This is a genomic window from Flavobacterium okayamense (genome assembly GCF_019702945.1).
Lineage (GTDB): Bacteria > Bacteroidota > Bacteroidia > Flavobacteriales > Flavobacteriaceae > Flavobacterium > Flavobacterium okayamense.
The window spans coordinates 37,617-55,322 of record NZ_AP024749.1; the positions used below are offsets into that span (position 1 = coordinate 37,617).

18 protein-coding genes are annotated in these 17,706 nt (G+C 30.1%); 4 read left to right on the top strand and 14 right to left on the bottom strand.

The window, feature by feature from the left end; all coding sequences use genetic code 11:
• Position 1 precedes the first annotated feature (1 nt).
• The 6 genes from KK2020170_RS00175 to KK2020170_RS00200 all read right to left on the bottom strand — a co-directional run bounded on the left by KK2020170_RS00175 (position 2) and on the right by KK2020170_RS00200 (position 4,364).
• Positions 2–1,333, bottom strand: coding sequence for a cytochrome ubiquinol oxidase subunit I (locus KK2020170_RS00175; RefSeq protein ID WP_221258805.1), 1,332 nt, complete (start codon positions 1,331–1,333; stop codon positions 2–4).
• A gap of 250 nt (positions 1,334–1,583) precedes the next feature.
• A complete protein-coding gene (locus tag KK2020170_RS00180; RefSeq protein WP_221258806.1) occupies positions 1,584–1,814 on the bottom strand; it encodes a hypothetical protein in 231 nt (76 codons plus the stop codon).
• Positions 1,815–1,903: 89 nt separating this feature from the next.
• A complete protein-coding gene (locus tag KK2020170_RS00185; RefSeq protein WP_221258807.1) occupies positions 1,904–3,502 on the bottom strand; it encodes a hypothetical protein in 1,599 nt (532 codons plus the stop codon).
• A gap of 53 nt (positions 3,503–3,555) precedes the next feature.
• Positions 3,556–3,768 carry a hypothetical protein gene (locus KK2020170_RS00190; RefSeq protein WP_221258808.1) on the bottom strand — a complete coding sequence of 71 codons (213 nt, stop codon included), beginning with the start codon at positions 3,766–3,768 and terminating at the stop codon, positions 3,556–3,558.
• 115 nt (positions 3,769–3,883) lie between these two features.
• Positions 3,884–4,183: a thioredoxin family protein gene (locus tag KK2020170_RS00195; protein ID WP_221258809.1), complete on the bottom strand. Its 300-nt coding sequence runs from the start codon at positions 4,181–4,183 to the stop codon at positions 3,884–3,886.
• Positions 4,184–4,193: 10 nt separating this feature from the next.
• On the bottom strand, positions 4,194–4,364 hold the full coding sequence (locus tag KK2020170_RS00200; RefSeq protein ID WP_221258810.1) for a hypothetical protein: 171 nt from the start codon (positions 4,362–4,364) through the stop codon (positions 4,194–4,196).
• Positions 4,365–4,486: 122 nt separating this feature from the next.
• On the opposite strand from KK2020170_RS00200, the gene KK2020170_RS00205 reads away from it, so the two are divergent.
• Both KK2020170_RS00205 and KK2020170_RS00210 read left to right on the top strand, forming a co-directional pair.
• Complete coding sequence (locus tag KK2020170_RS00205) at positions 4,487–4,867, top strand: hypothetical protein (RefSeq protein WP_221258811.1); 381 nt, start codon at positions 4,487–4,489, stop codon at positions 4,865–4,867.
• A gap of 51 nt (positions 4,868–4,918) precedes the next feature.
• Positions 4,919–7,021: a TonB-dependent receptor domain-containing protein gene (locus KK2020170_RS00210; protein ID WP_221258812.1), complete on the top strand. Its 2,103-nt coding sequence runs from the start codon at positions 4,919–4,921 to the stop codon at positions 7,019–7,021.
• Between the two features lie 17 nt (positions 7,022–7,038).
• Here KK2020170_RS00210 and KK2020170_RS00215 read toward each other — a convergent pair whose 3' ends face one another.
• From KK2020170_RS00215 to KK2020170_RS00230, 4 genes are read right to left on the bottom strand one after another with little or no spacing between them, the layout of a single operon-like run.
• Positions 7,039–7,503, bottom strand: coding sequence for a methyltransferase family protein (locus KK2020170_RS00215; protein ID WP_221258813.1), 465 nt, complete (start codon positions 7,501–7,503; stop codon positions 7,039–7,041).
• On the bottom strand, positions 7,487–8,095 hold the full coding sequence (locus KK2020170_RS00220) for a class I SAM-dependent methyltransferase (protein ID WP_221258814.1): 609 nt from the start codon (positions 8,093–8,095) through the stop codon (positions 7,487–7,489). The genes KK2020170_RS00215 and KK2020170_RS00220 overlap by 17 nt, the downstream gene beginning before the upstream one ends.
• Positions 8,095–8,298 (bottom strand): DUF6132 family protein, encoded by a 204-nt coding sequence (locus tag KK2020170_RS00225; RefSeq protein WP_221258815.1) that lies wholly within the window; start codon positions 8,296–8,298, stop codon positions 8,095–8,097. The genes KK2020170_RS00220 and KK2020170_RS00225 overlap by 1 nt, the downstream gene beginning before the upstream one ends.
• 1 nt (position 8,299) lies before the next feature.
• Positions 8,300–9,283 carry a c-type heme family protein gene (locus tag KK2020170_RS00230; protein WP_221258816.1) on the bottom strand — a complete coding sequence of 328 codons (984 nt, stop codon included), beginning with the start codon at positions 9,281–9,283 and terminating at the stop codon, positions 8,300–8,302.
• A gap of 223 nt (positions 9,284–9,506) precedes the next feature.
• Between KK2020170_RS00230 and KK2020170_RS00235 the strand changes: the two genes are divergently transcribed.
• Together KK2020170_RS00235 and KK2020170_RS00240 are read left to right on the top strand one after the other, a co-directional pair.
• Positions 9,507–10,211 carry a peroxiredoxin gene (locus KK2020170_RS00235; protein ID WP_221258817.1) on the top strand — a complete coding sequence of 235 codons (705 nt, stop codon included), beginning with the start codon at positions 9,507–9,509 and terminating at the stop codon, positions 10,209–10,211.
• 117 nt (positions 10,212–10,328) lie between these two features.
• Positions 10,329–11,414, top strand: a complete 1,086-nt coding sequence (locus KK2020170_RS00240; protein ID WP_221258818.1) for a cytochrome-c peroxidase — start codon at positions 10,329–10,331, stop codon at positions 11,412–11,414.
• A 15-nt stretch (positions 11,415–11,429) separates the two neighbouring features.
• Here the strand turns inward: KK2020170_RS00240 and KK2020170_RS00245 are convergent, their stop codons facing one another.
• From KK2020170_RS00245 to argS, 4 genes are all read right to left on the bottom strand, one after another.
• Positions 11,430–12,923 carry an MBOAT family O-acyltransferase gene (locus tag KK2020170_RS00245; RefSeq protein WP_221258819.1) on the bottom strand — a complete coding sequence of 498 codons (1,494 nt, stop codon included), beginning with the start codon at positions 12,921–12,923 and terminating at the stop codon, positions 11,430–11,432.
• Complete coding sequence (locus KK2020170_RS00250; protein ID WP_221258820.1) at positions 12,916–14,343, bottom strand: GDSL-type esterase/lipase family protein; 1,428 nt, start codon at positions 14,341–14,343, stop codon at positions 12,916–12,918. The genes KK2020170_RS00245 and KK2020170_RS00250 overlap by 8 nt, the downstream gene beginning before the upstream one ends.
• A complete protein-coding gene (locus tag KK2020170_RS00255) occupies positions 14,333–15,682 on the bottom strand; it encodes an SGNH/GDSL hydrolase family protein (protein WP_255567322.1) in 1,350 nt (449 codons plus the stop codon). The genes KK2020170_RS00250 and KK2020170_RS00255 overlap by 11 nt, the downstream gene beginning before the upstream one ends.
• A 108-nt stretch (positions 15,683–15,790) precedes the next feature.
• On the bottom strand, positions 15,791–17,578 hold the full coding sequence (gene argS / locus KK2020170_RS00260) for an arginine--tRNA ligase (RefSeq protein WP_221258822.1): 1,788 nt from the start codon (positions 17,576–17,578) through the stop codon (positions 15,791–15,793).
• Positions 17,579–17,706: the final 128 nt, after the last annotated feature.

The following is a 17,706-nucleotide window of genomic DNA, read 5'->3' on the forward strand; positions in this document are numbered from 1 at the left end:
TTTAATGTGTTTGAGTTTGTGGTCCTTTTCTAATAATTTTTCCAACCAATAATAAGAATAACATTCCCAATAATAAATACAAGCCAATGAATCCTAAAAGGGTGAACAAGGTATTTCCAGAGGAAACTGTTGGTGATGCGCCTTCAGAAGTTCGTAACAAATTGTAGACTAGCCAAGGTTGGCGTCCCAATTCTGCAGTATACCAGCCTGTAGTGTTAGCGATATAAGGAAAAGGAATCATAAATAAAAATGCCCATAAAATCCATTTTGTTTGAAATAACTTTTTCCTAAAAAGTTGAAATGCTGCCAATGACATTAATCCAATAAAAATAGTACCTAAGCCAACCATTATATGATATCCATAATATAAACCTGATATATTGGTTGGATAAACATCTTCTTCATATTGATCTAAACCCTTTATTTCTTGTTCCCAATTTCCGTAAGTTAGAAAACTCAAAATATTAGGAACTGCAATTTTATTATCCAATTTTTTATTCTTCACATCAGGCTGACCAATTAAAACAATTTCAGAACCACCAGTTTCGGTATGAAAAATTCCTTCCATCGCTGCAAAGGTAACCGGCTGATATTTTACTACATTTTTAGCCAATAAATCTCCTGTAGGCATTGCCACAATTACTGAAGCAATCAACCCAAAAACAACACCTGTTTTTAGAAAAAGTTTACCAAACTCGATATTCTTTTTGTTTAAAATATAAAAAGCTCCAATTCCTGCAACAACAAAAGAACTCGTAACTAACGAAGCTGCTTGGTTATGCAAATATGAAGGCCAAAGCCAAGGATTTGTAAATAACGCTCCAAAGTTATTTAATACAAACTTTCCATTTGCTAAGATTTCATATCCTACAGGATTTTGCATCCAAGAATGCGTAGCGATGATTAAAAATCCGCTCATCCATGAACCTAAAAACACTAAAAACCCAGTTACAAAGTGTAATTTATGTCCTAATAATTTTTCACCAAATAAAAAGAGTCCTAAAAAAGATGATTCCAAAAAGAAAGAAAACATTCCTTCCATGGCAAGTGTTTGACCAATAATCCCTCCTGTTAATTCAGAAAATTTTGCCCAATTCGTACCAAACTGAAATTCCATTGGAATTCCTGTAACTACGCCCATGGCAAAATTTAATGCAAAAATTCGCATCCAAAATTTAGCCGCTTCGTTATATTGTTCAAGGTTTGTTCTTAAAAATTTCCATTTAAAATATACTATCATTAATGACAACCCCATCGTAAGTTGTGGAAATAAATAGTGAAAGGTAATCGTAAATGCAAACTGCATTCGATCATAGAAAAGCATTTCTTCCATAGTAAATTATTTTACCGCCAAAGTTCTTTAATAAAATTAGATAAATAAGTAACAACTATTACATAAAAAACAAAAGCATTTTTTTAAAATGCTTTTGTACTAACCAATAAAACTAAAAACAAATCAATCTATTTCTTAGACTGAATTATTTAAACAAATTTAGTTTACATTTTTACCGAAGACAGTTACAAATGTTACAATTAAAAAAGCCTAGCAATTGCTAGGCTTTCTGATATTAAAGAAATATTAACTAATCTTCTTTTTTAGCTTCAGATTTTTTTGAAGAACAACATCCACCTGATTTAGCCTCAGTTCCACAAGATTTTTTATCAGTAGAAGCAGTTGACTTTTTATCAGAAGAACAACATCCTTTTTTAGCTTCAGTTGAAGCAACTTTTTTTGTTTGTTTTGGTTCTTGAGCATTAGCATCTACAGAAAACATAAAAGCTGTAATAGCTAAGATTGTGATTACTTTTTTCATTTTTTTATGATTTAATTTTTTGTTTTATAATTCATTTAATAGACTTAATAGCAAATATATACATATTTTTAAATAAGCCTTGGTTTTTATTATTTTTTTAAGATTTTCTTTGAGTTAAAATATTTTTGATCAAAGATAAAAGTTAGAATTACCAGTTTTTCATTTGGCGACTCTAAATCAAATTTCATAGAATTTTTCCCAATTTTATAATCTACAATAGATCCTTCAGATATAATTTTCCCATTAATTGAAGAAATTATATAATCAAGTTTAGCTTCATACGGAGCATTAAATTCAACCTGTATAGTATCCCCTTTTACAGGATTGGGATAAACTGTAAATTCAAATGGGTTACTCCCATCAATAATTTGCGTAGATAAAGTAGGATTATAAACTAATTTCACTTCATAAATTGAAGGATCAGCACTTGTTAATCCCGTTTGATTATCTGTAAAGGCTGATGCAGATGAACTTAAAATTCCTCCATATAAATGTCCAATTACAAATTCATTACTGGCAATATTACTCAATTGAATGACTTCGTTTGAATAATGAGGTAAATTTTTATTTGGAATAAACTCAGCTCCAGCGCCTTTTAAATTTGGCATTTCAACAGGAAATTGATATTCTTCTAAATCCCCATTACTTATTCGAGAAACTCTACTAATTGTTTTTACAAATGGAACCGTATTATCTTGAATTAATGAACCTCCTTGATAATAATACTGACTCATTCCTCCAAAAAACAAACTATGCATTTGATTTGAATTAGAATCATAAAGTCCAACTTTACCACTATGGTAATTACTCAAATATTGATTGAATTGAGTTTGTGGAAAATAACCTCCAGCTTTAATATCTACGGGATACAAAAAAGGTAAATCTGCGCTGATTTGAAACACTCCTGAAGAAATTGTATAGCCTAACTCTCCATTAGGAAAAACTTGAGGCACTAAATTATAATCCCTTCTATGTAAATGAACCGCATCAGTAATAACATTATAGTTTGAAATAGAAAGATTACTTCCAGAATTATCAATTTCAAATTTTCTAATTGAACTTGAATAAGTTTGTGTAAAAGTAGGATTATTCATAGGATTGTAACGTCCATCAAATTGATGTCCTCCTACCAAATAAAATTCATTGCCTATTTTCCCTAATTGTCCACCAGTAATTGCAAATTCAGGACCAGATATTTGTTTAAAAAATGAATTAATTGAAGTTCCATTTTCAATTGCATTCATTAATCCAACAACATCAATTGATGTTAATTTATCATGAGTAACATGATCATTAGCTGTTGTTGAAAATGCATAACCACCAATAATATATAAAGTATCACCATCTTGATAGAAATTCATATTCGTAGATTGCAATTGCTCACTTAATCCAGTTGCTAAAGTTGTTACTGAAGCAGACCAAAATTGATTATTTACTACGTCTACTACATAAATAGATGTATTATTTTGATTTTCTGGAAAAGCATTAAATGGTTGACGTGCATGTAAACCATCTTTTCTTCCTCCAATAACTAACCATTTCCCATTAGATTGCGCAAATGCATATGAATGCAAGCCTGGCAAACCTGTTACATTAACAGGAGTTAGTACAACATCATAAGGAAATGAGCTTTGTGCCTGAGTGAATTGTAAAAAACTCAGTACAAATAAATATAAAAACTTTTTCATTTTGTTGTAAGTTAATATTGTCTGCTATATGCAGAATTATTTTAAAACTCTATTTACAACGAAAACTTAGGAGGATGCCAAATATTTGAGAAATAATTTGAAACTAAAAAGTTTCTATAAAAAACAGTAGTTTTTTCTTGTAATGGAATTAAATATATTGTAGGATAAACAGAAATCTCTTTTACAAACTGAACTGGACTAAAATTAAGGCTCATTACAATTTTACCTTTATCGCAACCTGAATCTTCACTTTTTTGACAACTCATTTCACAAGTTTTACCAAATTGCACCTTCATAGCTCTTATTGAAGGCAGAACAGTTAGTGCTATTAAGTAAAAAAGTAGTATGTAAATTTTAAATTTCAAGTTGTAAATATATAAATTAAATTGAATTAATCACTTTTTCTATAATTTCTTGTTTTGATAACACATTTGGAGTTTTCCAAACCATTTCTCCACTTTGGAACAATGCTAACATCGGCGCGCTAGAAATTGAAAACTCATCGGCTACAGTAGGAACGTCATCGATATTTACAACAAAAATACTTAAGCGTTTGCCTATTGAATTTTTAACTTGTTGTAATGTAGGTTCAATCATAGCACAAGGTTCACAATTTGCATTTATAAATTCAATAAGGGCTAAATCTTCTTGATTTAATAATTCTCTAAATTTTTCTTGCATATTTCTAATATTAAAACGAACAATTAGACTGACAAACTCTATTAAAGAATACCTGAATTAAAAAAAATAATGCAAAAAGTAAAAAGAAATATTCTTCAGTTTTAAAAGCATGTACACTTATACCTACAGCTAACACCAAACGAACAATTCTCATTATATTCCAATTCTTAAATAAATTCATTTGTCATTAATTTATAGTAAAATTAGATAATTGTTTTTTTTTTAAATGTAACATATATCACATTCAGTAGTTAATATCTTTTTGAAATTTGTAGCTTTGCAAACCAATTCTTCAAAACCCAAATGGAAAGTTTTTTCAAAAACAGCATTTTATTTTTAATCATTTTTAGCTTATTAAATTTAAGCCTAAAAATAGCTGTTATTCAATTTGAATATACTTTTAAAAATAAAGCTTTTATTGAAAAATATTGTGAGAACAAAAACAAACCCGAATTAAAATGTAATGGTAAATGTCATTTAAAAAAATCCATGACTTCAACCGATAGTCAAAGTGAAATTTTTCAATATTCAATTTTAGATTTAATTCCTATAAATCTCAGCCATTATATTGCTTCAAACGATATTATTCACGTTATTCGAAAAGAAAAAATTTATTCTACAAATAAATTAAGACCTAATCTTTTTCAAATCTTTATTGACCACCCTCCCCAGAATTTGATTTAACATACAAACTCATTTGCAAAAAAAGTTTAATCAAATTCATTCAATAAAAAAATGAAAAAAAATATTTACACCCTTTTCTTATTGGGTGTTACAATTGCGCATGCTCAAGATTTAGAAACAAAGAAAGAATCTGACTCAACAATAACAACTTTACTTAACGAAGTTATTGTCACAGAATATTTACCTAAAAACCCGTCACAAATACTTGTAAAACAAGATTTTTCTGAAAAAATAACACAACCTAAAAACTCAGGTGAAATTTTTAAAGATATTAATGGATTTCATTTAATTAAAAGAGGAAATTATGCTGTTGATCCTGCTTTTAGAGCTTCACAATATGAACAATTAAATGTTCAAATTGATGGTGGTACAAAGGCATTTCATGCTTGTCCTAATAGAATGGACCCAGTCACAACATTAATTAATCCTGAAGAAGTAACTAAAATTGAAGTTATTAAGGGTCCATTTTCGGTTCGTTTTGGAAATACATTTGGAGGTGTTGTAAACATCGTTTCTAAATCACCTTCATCTAATCAGAAATTATTAAGTGGAAGTATCTCTTCTGGATATGAAAGTAATGGAAAATCTATAGTTAATGTGCTTACTTTAGATAGTAAAGTTAAAAAGTTCGACTTCTCTGGTAATTTAAGCTATAGAGATTACGGTAACTATGAAGATGGAAATCAGAATGAAATTCCTTCTTCTTTTCGTAGTATTAGTTATGGTTTAAAAACGGGTTACCAGATAAATAACACGCAACGAATTCAAGCTACATTTCGTCAAAATTTTGGTAGAGATGTCTTACATGCAGGATTACCAATGGATACTCAGGAAGACAATAGCACTTTAGCAAATCTTGATTATAAATTAGAATCTAATAGTAACTATTTTAAAGGACTAAATTTAAAATTCTATTATTCGTTTGTTGATCACATCATGAGTAATTATAGACGACCAACATTTACAAGAATGTCTGCAGTTTCAAACGTAGAAGCCTTAACATATGGTGGAAAAATTGAAACTGAATGGTCATTAGGGAAAAACATCAATTTGTTTTCAGGAATAGACCTGGTAAATCTATCTCGCGATGGTGGAAGGACTAGAACTATGAAAACAGACATGATGGGAAACCCATTACCTATGCCAATGGTATTTTTCGATAAAGTTTGGCAAGATAGTTACTCTAATGATTTTGGGTATTTTGCTGAAACAAAAATAAACGCTTCAGAAAAATCTTGGTTAACTATTGGTTCCCGTTTAGATTTTATTACATCTGATGCAAATGATTTAGATCCAACTTTTGCAACTTTGTATCCTAATTTAGATAAACGGAACGAAACACTCTATAGCGGAACGGTTTCTTATCTATACAACTTTAATCAAAATTATAAATTTGAGGCTTCATTTGGTAGAGGTTCTAGAGCAGCAAATATTGAAGAACGTTTTATCGCATTTTTTAATATTGGAAGAGATGCCTATGAATATGTTGGTAACCCAAATTTAAAACCAGAAATAAATAATCAGTTTGAATTAAGCTTTGATGGAAAAAAAGAAATTAAAGGAAGTATAAACACTCTACAATTTGGAACTTCTGTGTTCTATTCAATTTATGAAAATTATATTTTAGGTGTTGTTGATGAAACTCTTATTAGAAAATACAATTCTACAACTCCTCCTATTCATCCTAAAGTTTTTAGAAATATTGACAATGCACTAAAAACTGGTTTTGAGTTTTTTACCAATCTAAAGTTTTACAATAATTTCACTTTTGGAACAGATATAGCGTATACCTATACAGAAAATAGAGATTTCAACGAGAGTTTACCGTTAACACCGCCATTAGTTACCAAACTAAAACTGAGTTATGAAAACAAAAAGTTTTGGACAAATGCGCAATATACTTTAACGGCTAAACAAAACAAGATTTCTGAAAGTTATGATGAAATTCCAACTTCAGGATATGAAGTTATGGATTTAAATATTGGATATAAACCAATAAAAAATCTCTCTTTAGGAATGGGCGTTTTAAATCTTTTTGACCAATATTATAACAATCACTTAACTTTTGCGTTTAACAATGTGGCTGGTTTTGGAAGAGTTCCAATTACTGAACCCGGAAGAAATTTTACTTTCTTTGTTAATTATAAATTCTAATTTAAAAAAGCCTCAAGTTAATCTTGAGGCTTTTTTATTTTTGGGAAAAAACGTCCCGTTATTTTTCGATATTTAATGTAATCTGAATATTTTTCCATCAGTCTTTTTTCTTCATAATTAGATTTAAAAAAAAACCAAATGAACAAGTGACCACTAATTATTAATTTATAAATAGAACCTAAATAAATAGAATAACCAAAAGTAAAAAAGATTATACCCGAATAAATAGGATGTCGAGTATATTTGTACAATCCTGATGTAATCAGATTAGAATTATTTTTTGGGGTTGGATAAACCGTAAGATTTCGGTCTAAATTAAAAACAGAAAAGATAGCTACTAAAAAACCTAAAATTGCAAGTATTAAAGCTAAATAATGTAGAAAAGCTAGTGTTTTAAACTTTTCAAAATAATCAAAAACATACAATCCAAATAAAATAAATTGGATACCAACAAAAAGATAATCCTTACTCGTTTTCTGCATTTTTAGTAGCTAAAAATCGTATAACTGAACCTTTCCCTTGATGATAAGGGCCTTCATTTAGCGATACGATTTCTTTGGTTAAAAAATCAAAAGATACTAAATTAAATTCATCTTTAACTTCTTCTTCTGAAAAAAGCATGGATATTTCTTTTGGACCTCCTGAATTATAATTTAATTGTTCTTTAGTAAAAGCTTCAAACAATATTTTCCCATTTGGTTTCAAGAAAGATTGTATTTTTTGATGTGCTTCTTTTCTAATTTCAAAAGGAAAATGAGCGAAAATTAAAACTATAGCATCAAAAAAATCTTTTGGATAACTACATTCTAAAACATCAAAAACGGAATATTGTAAGGTAACCTTTTTGTCCAATGCTAATTGTAGTGCTTTATCTTTTGCCGGTTCGCTATAATCAAAAGCATAAACATCATACCTATTTTGAGCTGCAAATACGGCATTTCTTCCTTCCCCTTCAGCTACAAATAAAATTTTCCCTTTTGGAAGTAAATGTAAATTTTCTTTTAGAAATTGATTGGGTTCAACACCGTATGCGTATTCTTTTTCGGCATATCGATTATTCCAAAATTCTTTCATTATTTATCTTTCTTTTTTGGAGAAGTAACAAACATATTAAATAACAAGCCACCCATCAAACCGCCATAAAGTGTACTATTTAATGGTTTAGAAGTAATGACACAAGTTCCCGAAGCACAGCCCACATAAAAGTAATATGTATATCCTGCAATTAAACCAACTACAATACCTATTCCTGTAACTATATATTGTTTTTTTGTCATTTTACTTTTTATCAAATACAATGCTCCAAATACCTCTTACTTCATTTTCACCGTAACCAACAGCTAAATCATTTGGATACAATTCTTTTATTTTTTTTGCTACTTCTGGTTTAATAGCATCTGGTTTTCCATGGCATTGTAGACACATAGTATTCGTGGGAATTGGATAGTAAAAATGCACTTGCTCTCCTTCCTCAACTACAATTGGCTTTACCTCTTTTTTTCCAGCCAAATCCTTTTTGAATTGCTCAATGTATTTTAACTCTTCTACATTAGCTTTATTATTCGGATTTCTATTTTTATCGGAAACTCGTTTAATTTTAGCATTGTAGTGAACCGACATACTGTCTGTTAATGGAATTGCTTCATGATTACAAAATGTTAAAGCTTTTTCTGTTCCATCTCTTTGAATAGTTCCCATTAAGTTTTTACCTAACACTTTTTTTGTACCAAGAGCATATTCTAAACCAATATCTTCAAAGGTTTTCTCTTTTTCTTTGGCAACAAATTCTTTTCCAGTTTGTTCCCAATTATCATTTCCATGACCTTGCCAATGTTCCTTGAACCAATTTGGTTGTTCAATTCTATAATCAAACATATAGGCAGCAATTTTCATAGCCGCACTATCAGGAAAAACTTGTTTTGGCATTACTCCAAATTTTCTTACCGCTCCATACATTAAAGCTTTATCATCTGTTGGGTTGGCAACAAAATCTGAAACATGCTGAATGAATTCCTCTCTCGTGTAACCTTCTTTATCAATATATCTTGCTTTTATAGCAACCATAGGCGGGGCAATTCTTCCTTCCTCCTCAGCTGCAATTGGACTATGACATAAATAGCAATGTTTTTCCATTAGTTCCTTAGCTTCTTCTGGATCATAATTAAATACCGAAACTTCATGATAAGTATCCTCTTTCTTTTGGTTACAACTAAAAAGAGCCATAACTATAATCACTAAACTAAATAATTTGATTTTTTTCATCTCTATTTTATATAAGTCTCAAAAATACTTTTATTAAAAAGGTTTTTTAGTAACTAAAGTTACAACGATTAAAACCTAATATATAAAAGCTATTTAATAATAAATAAAAACTATTATTAATGCATTTACAATAAATATTTTTAATACACAAGTATTTTTGTGGCAAATCATCATTTTTATTTAGTTGAATTTTGTCTCATCAAAAATTAATAAAAAAAATATTATGGAAGAAAATGTAACATTTATGCCTAGAATTGGAGAGAAAGCTCCGGCATTTACAGCAAAAACAACACAAGGAATTATTAACTTTCCTAAAGACTATGAAGGAAAATGGATAATATTTTTTAGTCACCCTGCAGATTTCACTCCAGTTTGTACTTCAGAGTTTATGACATTTGCCAATATGGAAAAACAATTTAATGAAGCAAATTGTGAATTAGTTGGACTTTCAGTAGATGGATTATATAGTCATATTGCATGGTTAAGAACCATCAAAGAGAAAATTGAATATAAAGGGATGAAAGACATTGAGGTAAATTTCCCTTTAATTGAAGATATTTCTATGGAAGTTTCAAAACAGTATGGAATGATTCAACCAGGAGAAAGTAGTACACAAGCGGTTAGAGCAGTTTTTTTCATTGACCCTAAAGGAATTATTAGAACAATTTTATATTACCCTTTAAGTATTGGTAGAAATTTCCAAGAAATTTATCGCGCATTAATTGCTTTACAAACTGCTGATGCTTTTGAAGTGGCTTGTCCTGCAGATTGGCAACCAGGGGATGAAGTAATTGTTCCAACAGCTGGTTCTTGTGGTGTTGCTAAAGAAAGAATGGATGACACAGAAGAATTAGATTGCAAAGATTGGTTCTTCTGTACAAAAAAATTAGATAAAGATTTAGTACTTAAAACAATACTAAAAAAATAATCTAAAATTACTATGAAAAAGAAGAGAAAGACTAGTAAATACTAGTCTTTCTTTGTAATATAGGTTACAGTTAAAAATTATTGAAATGTATAATTTTGAACATTAAAATAAATCAGAATGAAAAAAATTGTATTTATACTAACTCTCGCTAGTTTAATTTCTTGTCAAAACAAAGAAGTTAAATATGAAGAGATTAATATAGTTAGCAAAACTCCTTTAATGATAGAAGCAAGTGATTATTTCAAACCAATATCTATGGTTTCTAGTGATAATATTCCTGATAATTTTCAAGAGCTAAATAATCCCGTAAATATTACATCTGTAAAATTTGAAAATCGACTTAATGAAAAAGAACTTTTAGGACAAAAGTTGTATTACGATAAAAGATTATCTAAAAATGGTACAATTAGTTGTAATTCTTGTCATAACTTAGATACTTATGGTGTAGATAATTCTTCCTTTTCATTAGGAGACACGAAAGAATTTGGCGGAAGAAACTCACCAAGTTCTATATATGCAGCTTTACACTTTAAACAATTTTGGGATGGACGTGCGAAAGATGTCGAAGAACAAGCAGGTATGCCAATTTTAAATCCTGTTGAACATGGCATTCCTTCACAAGAATTCTTAGTTAATCGTTTGAGAAGAATTGAAGAATATCAACAATTTTTCAAAAAAGTATTTCCTAATGATAATCAACCCATTACGTATTCAAACCTAACAAATGCTATAGGAGCTTTTGAGAGAAAATTAATGCCTGAAAGTAGATTCGACAGATGGTTAGATGGTGATGATGATGCCTTAGATACAAATGAAAAAGCAGGTTTACAATCCTTTATAAATAATGGCTGTATTGCTTGTCATAGCGGAGTTGCTATTGGCGGACAAATGATGCAGAAATTTGGTGTTTATGGTAATTATTGGGAACATACTAAAAGCAAGAAAATTGACAATGGTTTACATGACATTACGAAAAACGAAAGTGATAAGTTTGTTTTTAAAGCACCCAGTTTAAGAAATATTGAAAAAACATATCCTTATTTCCACGATGGATCTGTAAAAGATTTAAGTGAAGCAGTAAAAATTATGGGGAAACTTCAAAGTAATAAAGATTTGAGTGATACTGAAGTAAAAAATATAGTAGCATTCTTAAAAACATTGACCGCAGAAGTTGATCCAAAATTTAAAAAAGCCGATTTATAAATCGGCTTTTGATTTTTAAAACTGAAAATAAATAAACGGTTGCGTTCCTTCGGCGGCTGTTGCGTATACAATCCAAAAAACAAAGCCTAATAAAATAGCTTTAATTACTAATGGAAGTTTTCCAAATAACACCTCATTTTTGGTTGTAATTGAAGTTGGTGTAAAGTGCCAAATAAATCCGAATACTAATAAAATAAATACATTTTTATAACCAACTAATATAGCTTGAATTTGAACCCAATTCCATTTTAAATTTGTAATATTCTCTACGATTTGAAATACAGTTTCAAAATCTTTTGCTCTAAAAAACAACCAACAAAAAACTACAAAGTGAAATGTCAATAAAATTTGAATTCCTTTTACAAAAGCATTTTTGGGCAACTTAATAAATTGTCCGAAATAGCGTTCAAAAGCCAAAGCTAATCCGTGTAAAACACCCCAAAACACGAACTTCCAATTGGCTCCATGCCATAAACCACCCAAGAACATGGTCATAAATAGATTGAAATAGGTTCGTACCTTTCCCTTCCGATTTCCACCCATCGAAATGTATAGATAATCTCGTAACCAACTTGACAAGGAAATGTGCCATCTTCTCCAAAATTCAGTAACCGATGCCGATTTATATGGCGTTAAAAAGTTGGGTGGTAAGGTGAATCCCATTAATAATGCTAAACCAATTGCCATGTCTGAATAACCTGAAAAATCGCAATAGATTTGAATGGCATAACCATAAGAAGCCATTAAGTTTTCAAAAGCCGAATAACTATTGGGTGCATCAAAAACACGATCTACAAAATTGACCGAAATATAATCGGATATAACTGCTTTTTTGATTAATCCACCTATAATTAAAAATAATGCCTTATTAAAATCTTCTTTGGTTAGATTTAATTTTTGATAAATCTGTGGTATAAAATCACTCGCCCTAACAATTGGTCCAGCAACCAATTGCGGAAAAAAGGAAACGAAAAATAAGAAGTCAATAAAACTCTTTGTTGGTTCTAATTCCTTTCGATAGACATCAATCGTATAACTTAAGGTTTGAAAAGTGTAAAATGAAATTCCAACAGGAAGAATAATTTCTTCAAACTTCATATTTCCACTAAACAACATATTGAAATTATCAATAAAGAAATTGGTATATTTAAAATAAGCCAATAACCCTAAATTGATGAGCAAACTTAAAACCAAATAGAATTTTCTGTAAAACTTTACTGTCTCAACATAAATCAATCGCGATAGGGTATAATCGACAACTGAAGAAAAAATGAGCAACCAAAAGTAAATTCCACTTGATTTATAATAAAAAAACAACGAGAAAAGCACTACATAAGTTATCCTAAAATAATGTGTTTTTCTACTTGCAATATAAATAGTATAAAATAAAATGAAAATACCAAGAAACAATGCACTATTAAATAATAGCGGATTTTTTGGGTCAAAAACGAACCAAGACATAACTGTTTCCCAAGTTAAATTTTGAAAAAATTGAATGATATTATTCATCAGAATTAACTTGTTTATAAGTATTTAAGAGTGCTTCAAAGAAAAGTGTTCCTTGTAGTTCATATCCTGCTTTTGAATAATGTACTTTATCTCTCGCCATTAAACCTTTTGTGTAATTTTTATTTACACTTTGTAAACCACCTAAGGCTTCAAATAGGTTCCAAACCGCATAATTTTCTGCAGCAGCGGTTTCAATTATTTTTTGCGTGTATTCTTCCACTAATGTATTTGGATATTTTCTTTTCCAAAATGATGGTGGTGGCGTTGTTACTAAAATTTCAGCCGTAGGATTTTGAGCTCTAATTGCCGAAATCATTTGGTTCAATCGCTCAAAATATGTTTGTGTTTCTAATTTATCAAAACTCTCATTTGTTCCTAATGAAATAATAACTAAATCTGCTTCTAGAACTTTTAGCTGTTCAAAAAATAGTGGGAATTTTAAATAATCTGATGCTTTAGCGCCATTTACCCCAATGTTACTATAAACGATTCCAGGTGCATTTTTTTCTAGAACGATACCATTCAAACTGAAAGCAGTAGCATCTTCAGTTGGAATTAAATAGATTTTTTCCAATTCAGTCGAACTATAGTACGAATAACTATTCGCATTTTCTTTTAATTGAAGCGGAATAAATTCTTTTCTGCTGATGATCTTTGGTTCTGTTTCGTTTGTAGGAATCTTCAATACTTTTCCTGCTCTAATATTGTTTGAATATAAACCATTAGCTTTTTTAATTGCACTTACCGAAACCTTATATTTATTAGCTATAATGGAAAGCGCTTCACCGCTTTTAATTTTATGGTAAATAACTTTTGGCGTTGCCGATTCAATTTTTATTTCGTTTGATGCTGTAGCCAAATCAATCAATCGTTGGTTTTGAGGCGAAACCACTTTAATTGTATTGAAGGTATATTGTTCGTCTCTTACTAGTAATTCAATGGCAAAATCTTTTGCAGTTGTTTCCATTGAAATTCCGCTTAAACCTATTGGTTTTGTACTATCAGCAAAAACATTACGAGAACATTCTAAAGTTGTTGAAGCTGTATACTTAATAAAATAATTTCCGTTAGTTTTTGCCAAGTTGTAGGGAAACGTAAAGCCTAAACCTCCATTACCAAAACGCTCTTGCAACATCGCTCGCATTTTCCCTGAAAATAAATCGGCTTGAATATGCGAGTCGCCAATATGAACAATTCGAAGTTTAGTATTTTTCTCTTTTTCTAATTGGTTTAGTTTTGCATAAAAATTCGAAATTGCTTTGGCATTTATAATTTCACTTTTATAACCTTGTTCCAAAATGGAATCACTAACAATCGTATCTATAACAATTTCGTCTTGAAAAACTTCAAGCGAATCAATTTGAGAAAAACCCAATTGAAAAGTTAAAAAAGCAAAGATTATTCCTATTTTAATTTGCATAAACCGAATCTTTTTGTTTTGCTACACTATCTTTCTTTATCTTGACAACTTCCCTATTCTTTTGTCTCAATTTCTTGTATTCTAAATAGCCATTATTAATGTTATCAAAAATTAATTTAGCAACAGCAACTGAACCTTTGTAGTTAAAGTGCGTAAAATCTTTATTTGCTCTTACAGGTTCTTCTTCAACCCATTTAATCATGCTATTCTCACCACCCATTTCTTTGTACAAATTCACAAAACCTGATTGTGAGCTTATAGCATAGTTTTTCTGTGCTCTTACTAAAGGAACTACGGCAGAATCTGTTTTCATCTGTAAATCGTATTTCGTAGCTTTATCGGCTGTGGAAATCACTAAAACTTCTGCATTTGGAAAACATTCTTTAACGTGAGCTACTACTTTTTGCATTCGCTTTTCGTACCAACTATAATTATATGTTCCATAGTTTAAAACGTTTGTTCCGTAATGCAAAATAATTAAATCGTACCCAAGCTCATTTTGAAATTCGTTCATCAAACTTTTGTTAAACATCGATAAGGGTAAACCTGAATTTCCTCTACTTGAAAAATTATCTATATGTATACCTTTTCCATCATCAAAATTAAAGCCATAAATTGGAATGCTATCAGTATCTTTAAAATAAACTTGTAAGGAATTAAGTTCATTATCACTAAAACGCAATTCGTTCAACTTCTTATTAGGAGAAAGGTTTTGCTCAATAGTATCACCATCTACAATTCTAAAAACTTTTCCATTTTTGTTTTCAGAATAACCATAATATAACGTTGGTTTTGGCAAACTTTTTACAAAGCGCATTCTACTTGCTTTATAACGAACCCAAGAATTAGGTAAGGTATCGTGTGCATAAAAAACATGTCCGTTTACACCAAAATTATCCTTTGGATGTTTTGTTTTTAAATACGATTGTGTTTTCCAATTACCAGAAAACTCGTGTTTTAACGAACTTCTTGAACTAGCCGACTCTGAAGTAATATTTACAAACCCAACACCAGTTCCGCCATACTTTTCTTGAAAAAGCGAGCGTAAATCTTGTACAATCATATCGCCATCTGTCATAGAATCACTGAAATAAGCAATACGAACATTTCCTTTATTTTCTGTTTCTAATTGAAATAAACTTTCGTAAAACTCAAGTAAATATTGGTAACCAACGTATTCTTCTACATCTTCAGGAGGAAAAGTAATACCATTTTCGGCTTCAAAAACAATTTCTTCTTTTATCATTTTTGAAGAAGTTGTATCAGCTTCAGTTAAAGCTTCTAACAATAAACTATCGACTACTACATTTTTAGACGTACCTTTTGGTGTTGGAAACAATTTATTGGGTAAAAATTCCTTCCAAATAAAAAAAGAAATCGTTGCCAACACTAATGTCAGCAACGTTTTAAAAAAATACTGTTTTGAAATTACCACTATAAATTAGAATTACATTCTTTCAGGAACTTGAATTCCTAGTAAGCGAAACGCATTTTTAATCGTTAAACCTACCATTTTAGATAATTGCACACGGAAAATTTTCTTATCCATATCGGTTTCTCCTAAAATCGAAACATTTTGATAGAATGAATTGAATTCTTTAACCAAATCATAGGTATAATTAGCAATTAAAGCCGGGCTATAATTAGCCGCTGCATTTTGAATTACTTCAGGAAATAATTGTACTTGTTTGATTAATTCTTTCTCTTTTTCGTGTAAAGACATTTCGACTCCGCTCAATGTGACAGAAGTGTAATCGAAATCGGCTTTTCTTAAAATCGATTGAATTCGTGCATAAGTGTATTGAATAAACGGACCTGTATTTCCATTAAAATCTACCGATTCTTCAGGATTAAACATCATGGTTTTCTTAGGATCGACTTTTAACATATAATATTTCAAAGCGCCTAAACCAATCGTTTTAAACAATTTCGTTTTTTCATCTGTAGAGTAACCATCTAATTTCCCTAATTCTTCCGAAATTCTTTGAGCGGTTTCCGTCATTTCACTCATTAAATCATCAGCATCTACAACCGTTCCTTCACGAGATTTCATTTTTCCAGATGGTAATTCGACCATTCCATAAGATAAATGATACAAATGCTCTGCCCAATCAAAACCTAATTTCTTCAAGATTAAGAATAATACTTTAAAATGATAATCTTGTTCGTTACCTACTGTATAAACCATTCCACCAACATCTGGATTATCTTTCACACGTTGGATAGCAGTTCCAATATCTTGCGTCATATACACCGCTGTTCCATCAGAACGTAGCACGATTTTTCTATCTAAACCATCTTCGGTTAAATCGATCCAAACCGAACCATCTGGATCTTTTTCGAAAATGCCTTTTTCTAAACCAAATTGTACGACTTCTTTACCTAACAAATAGGTATTAGATTCATAATAGTAGCTATCAAAATCAACACCTAGGTTTTTGTAGGTTTCTTCGAAACCATCGTATACCCATTGGTTCATTTTCTTCCATAAAGCCACAACTTCTTCATCCCCAGCTTCCCATTTACGTAGCATTTCTTGTGCTTCTAAAATAGAAGGCGCTAATTTTTTAGCTTCATCTTCTGTTTTACCTTGCGCAATTAAATCGTTAATTTCTTTTTTGTATTGCTTATCAAACTCTACATAGAAATTCCCAACTAATTTATCGCCTTTTAAACCTGTAGATTCAGGTGTTTGTCCGTTTCCAAATTTTTGCCAAGCCAACATTGACTTACAAATGTGAATACCACGATCGTTGATAATTTGTGTTTTATATACTTTTTTACCTGAAGCTTTAATAATTTCAGCTACAGAATACCCTAATAAATTATTACGAATATGACCTAAATGCAAAGGTTTGTTGGTATTAGGCGAAGAATATTCCACCATTATTGCCTTTTCTCCTTCAACAGGACTCGCATAACCAAAAGTTTCTTGGTCTTTAATCGAATTGAAGAAATTCACGTAAAAAGCATCAGAAATCACAATATTTAAAAATCCTGCTACAACATTAAATTTTTCAACCTCAGCAACATTTTCCACTAAATAGTTTCCTATTTTATTTCCTATCTCAAGTGGATTGCCTTTCAATAGTTTTACAAGCGGGAAAACAACCATCGTAATATCACCTTCAAATTCCCTACGAGTTGCTTGAAATTCAACTTTTTCAATTTGTAAATCGAATAAATTTTGAACGGCAACTTGAATGTGTTTTGTAAGTGTTTCTTGTACTGTCATTTTCCTATATTTTTAAAGGTGCAAATTTAGTAATTAGTGATTAGTAAATAGTAATTAGTTGTTAGTTTTTTTCGTTTAATGGAATTAAAAGTGTTAAAGAAAATATAAAAGTAGAATTAACTGTAACA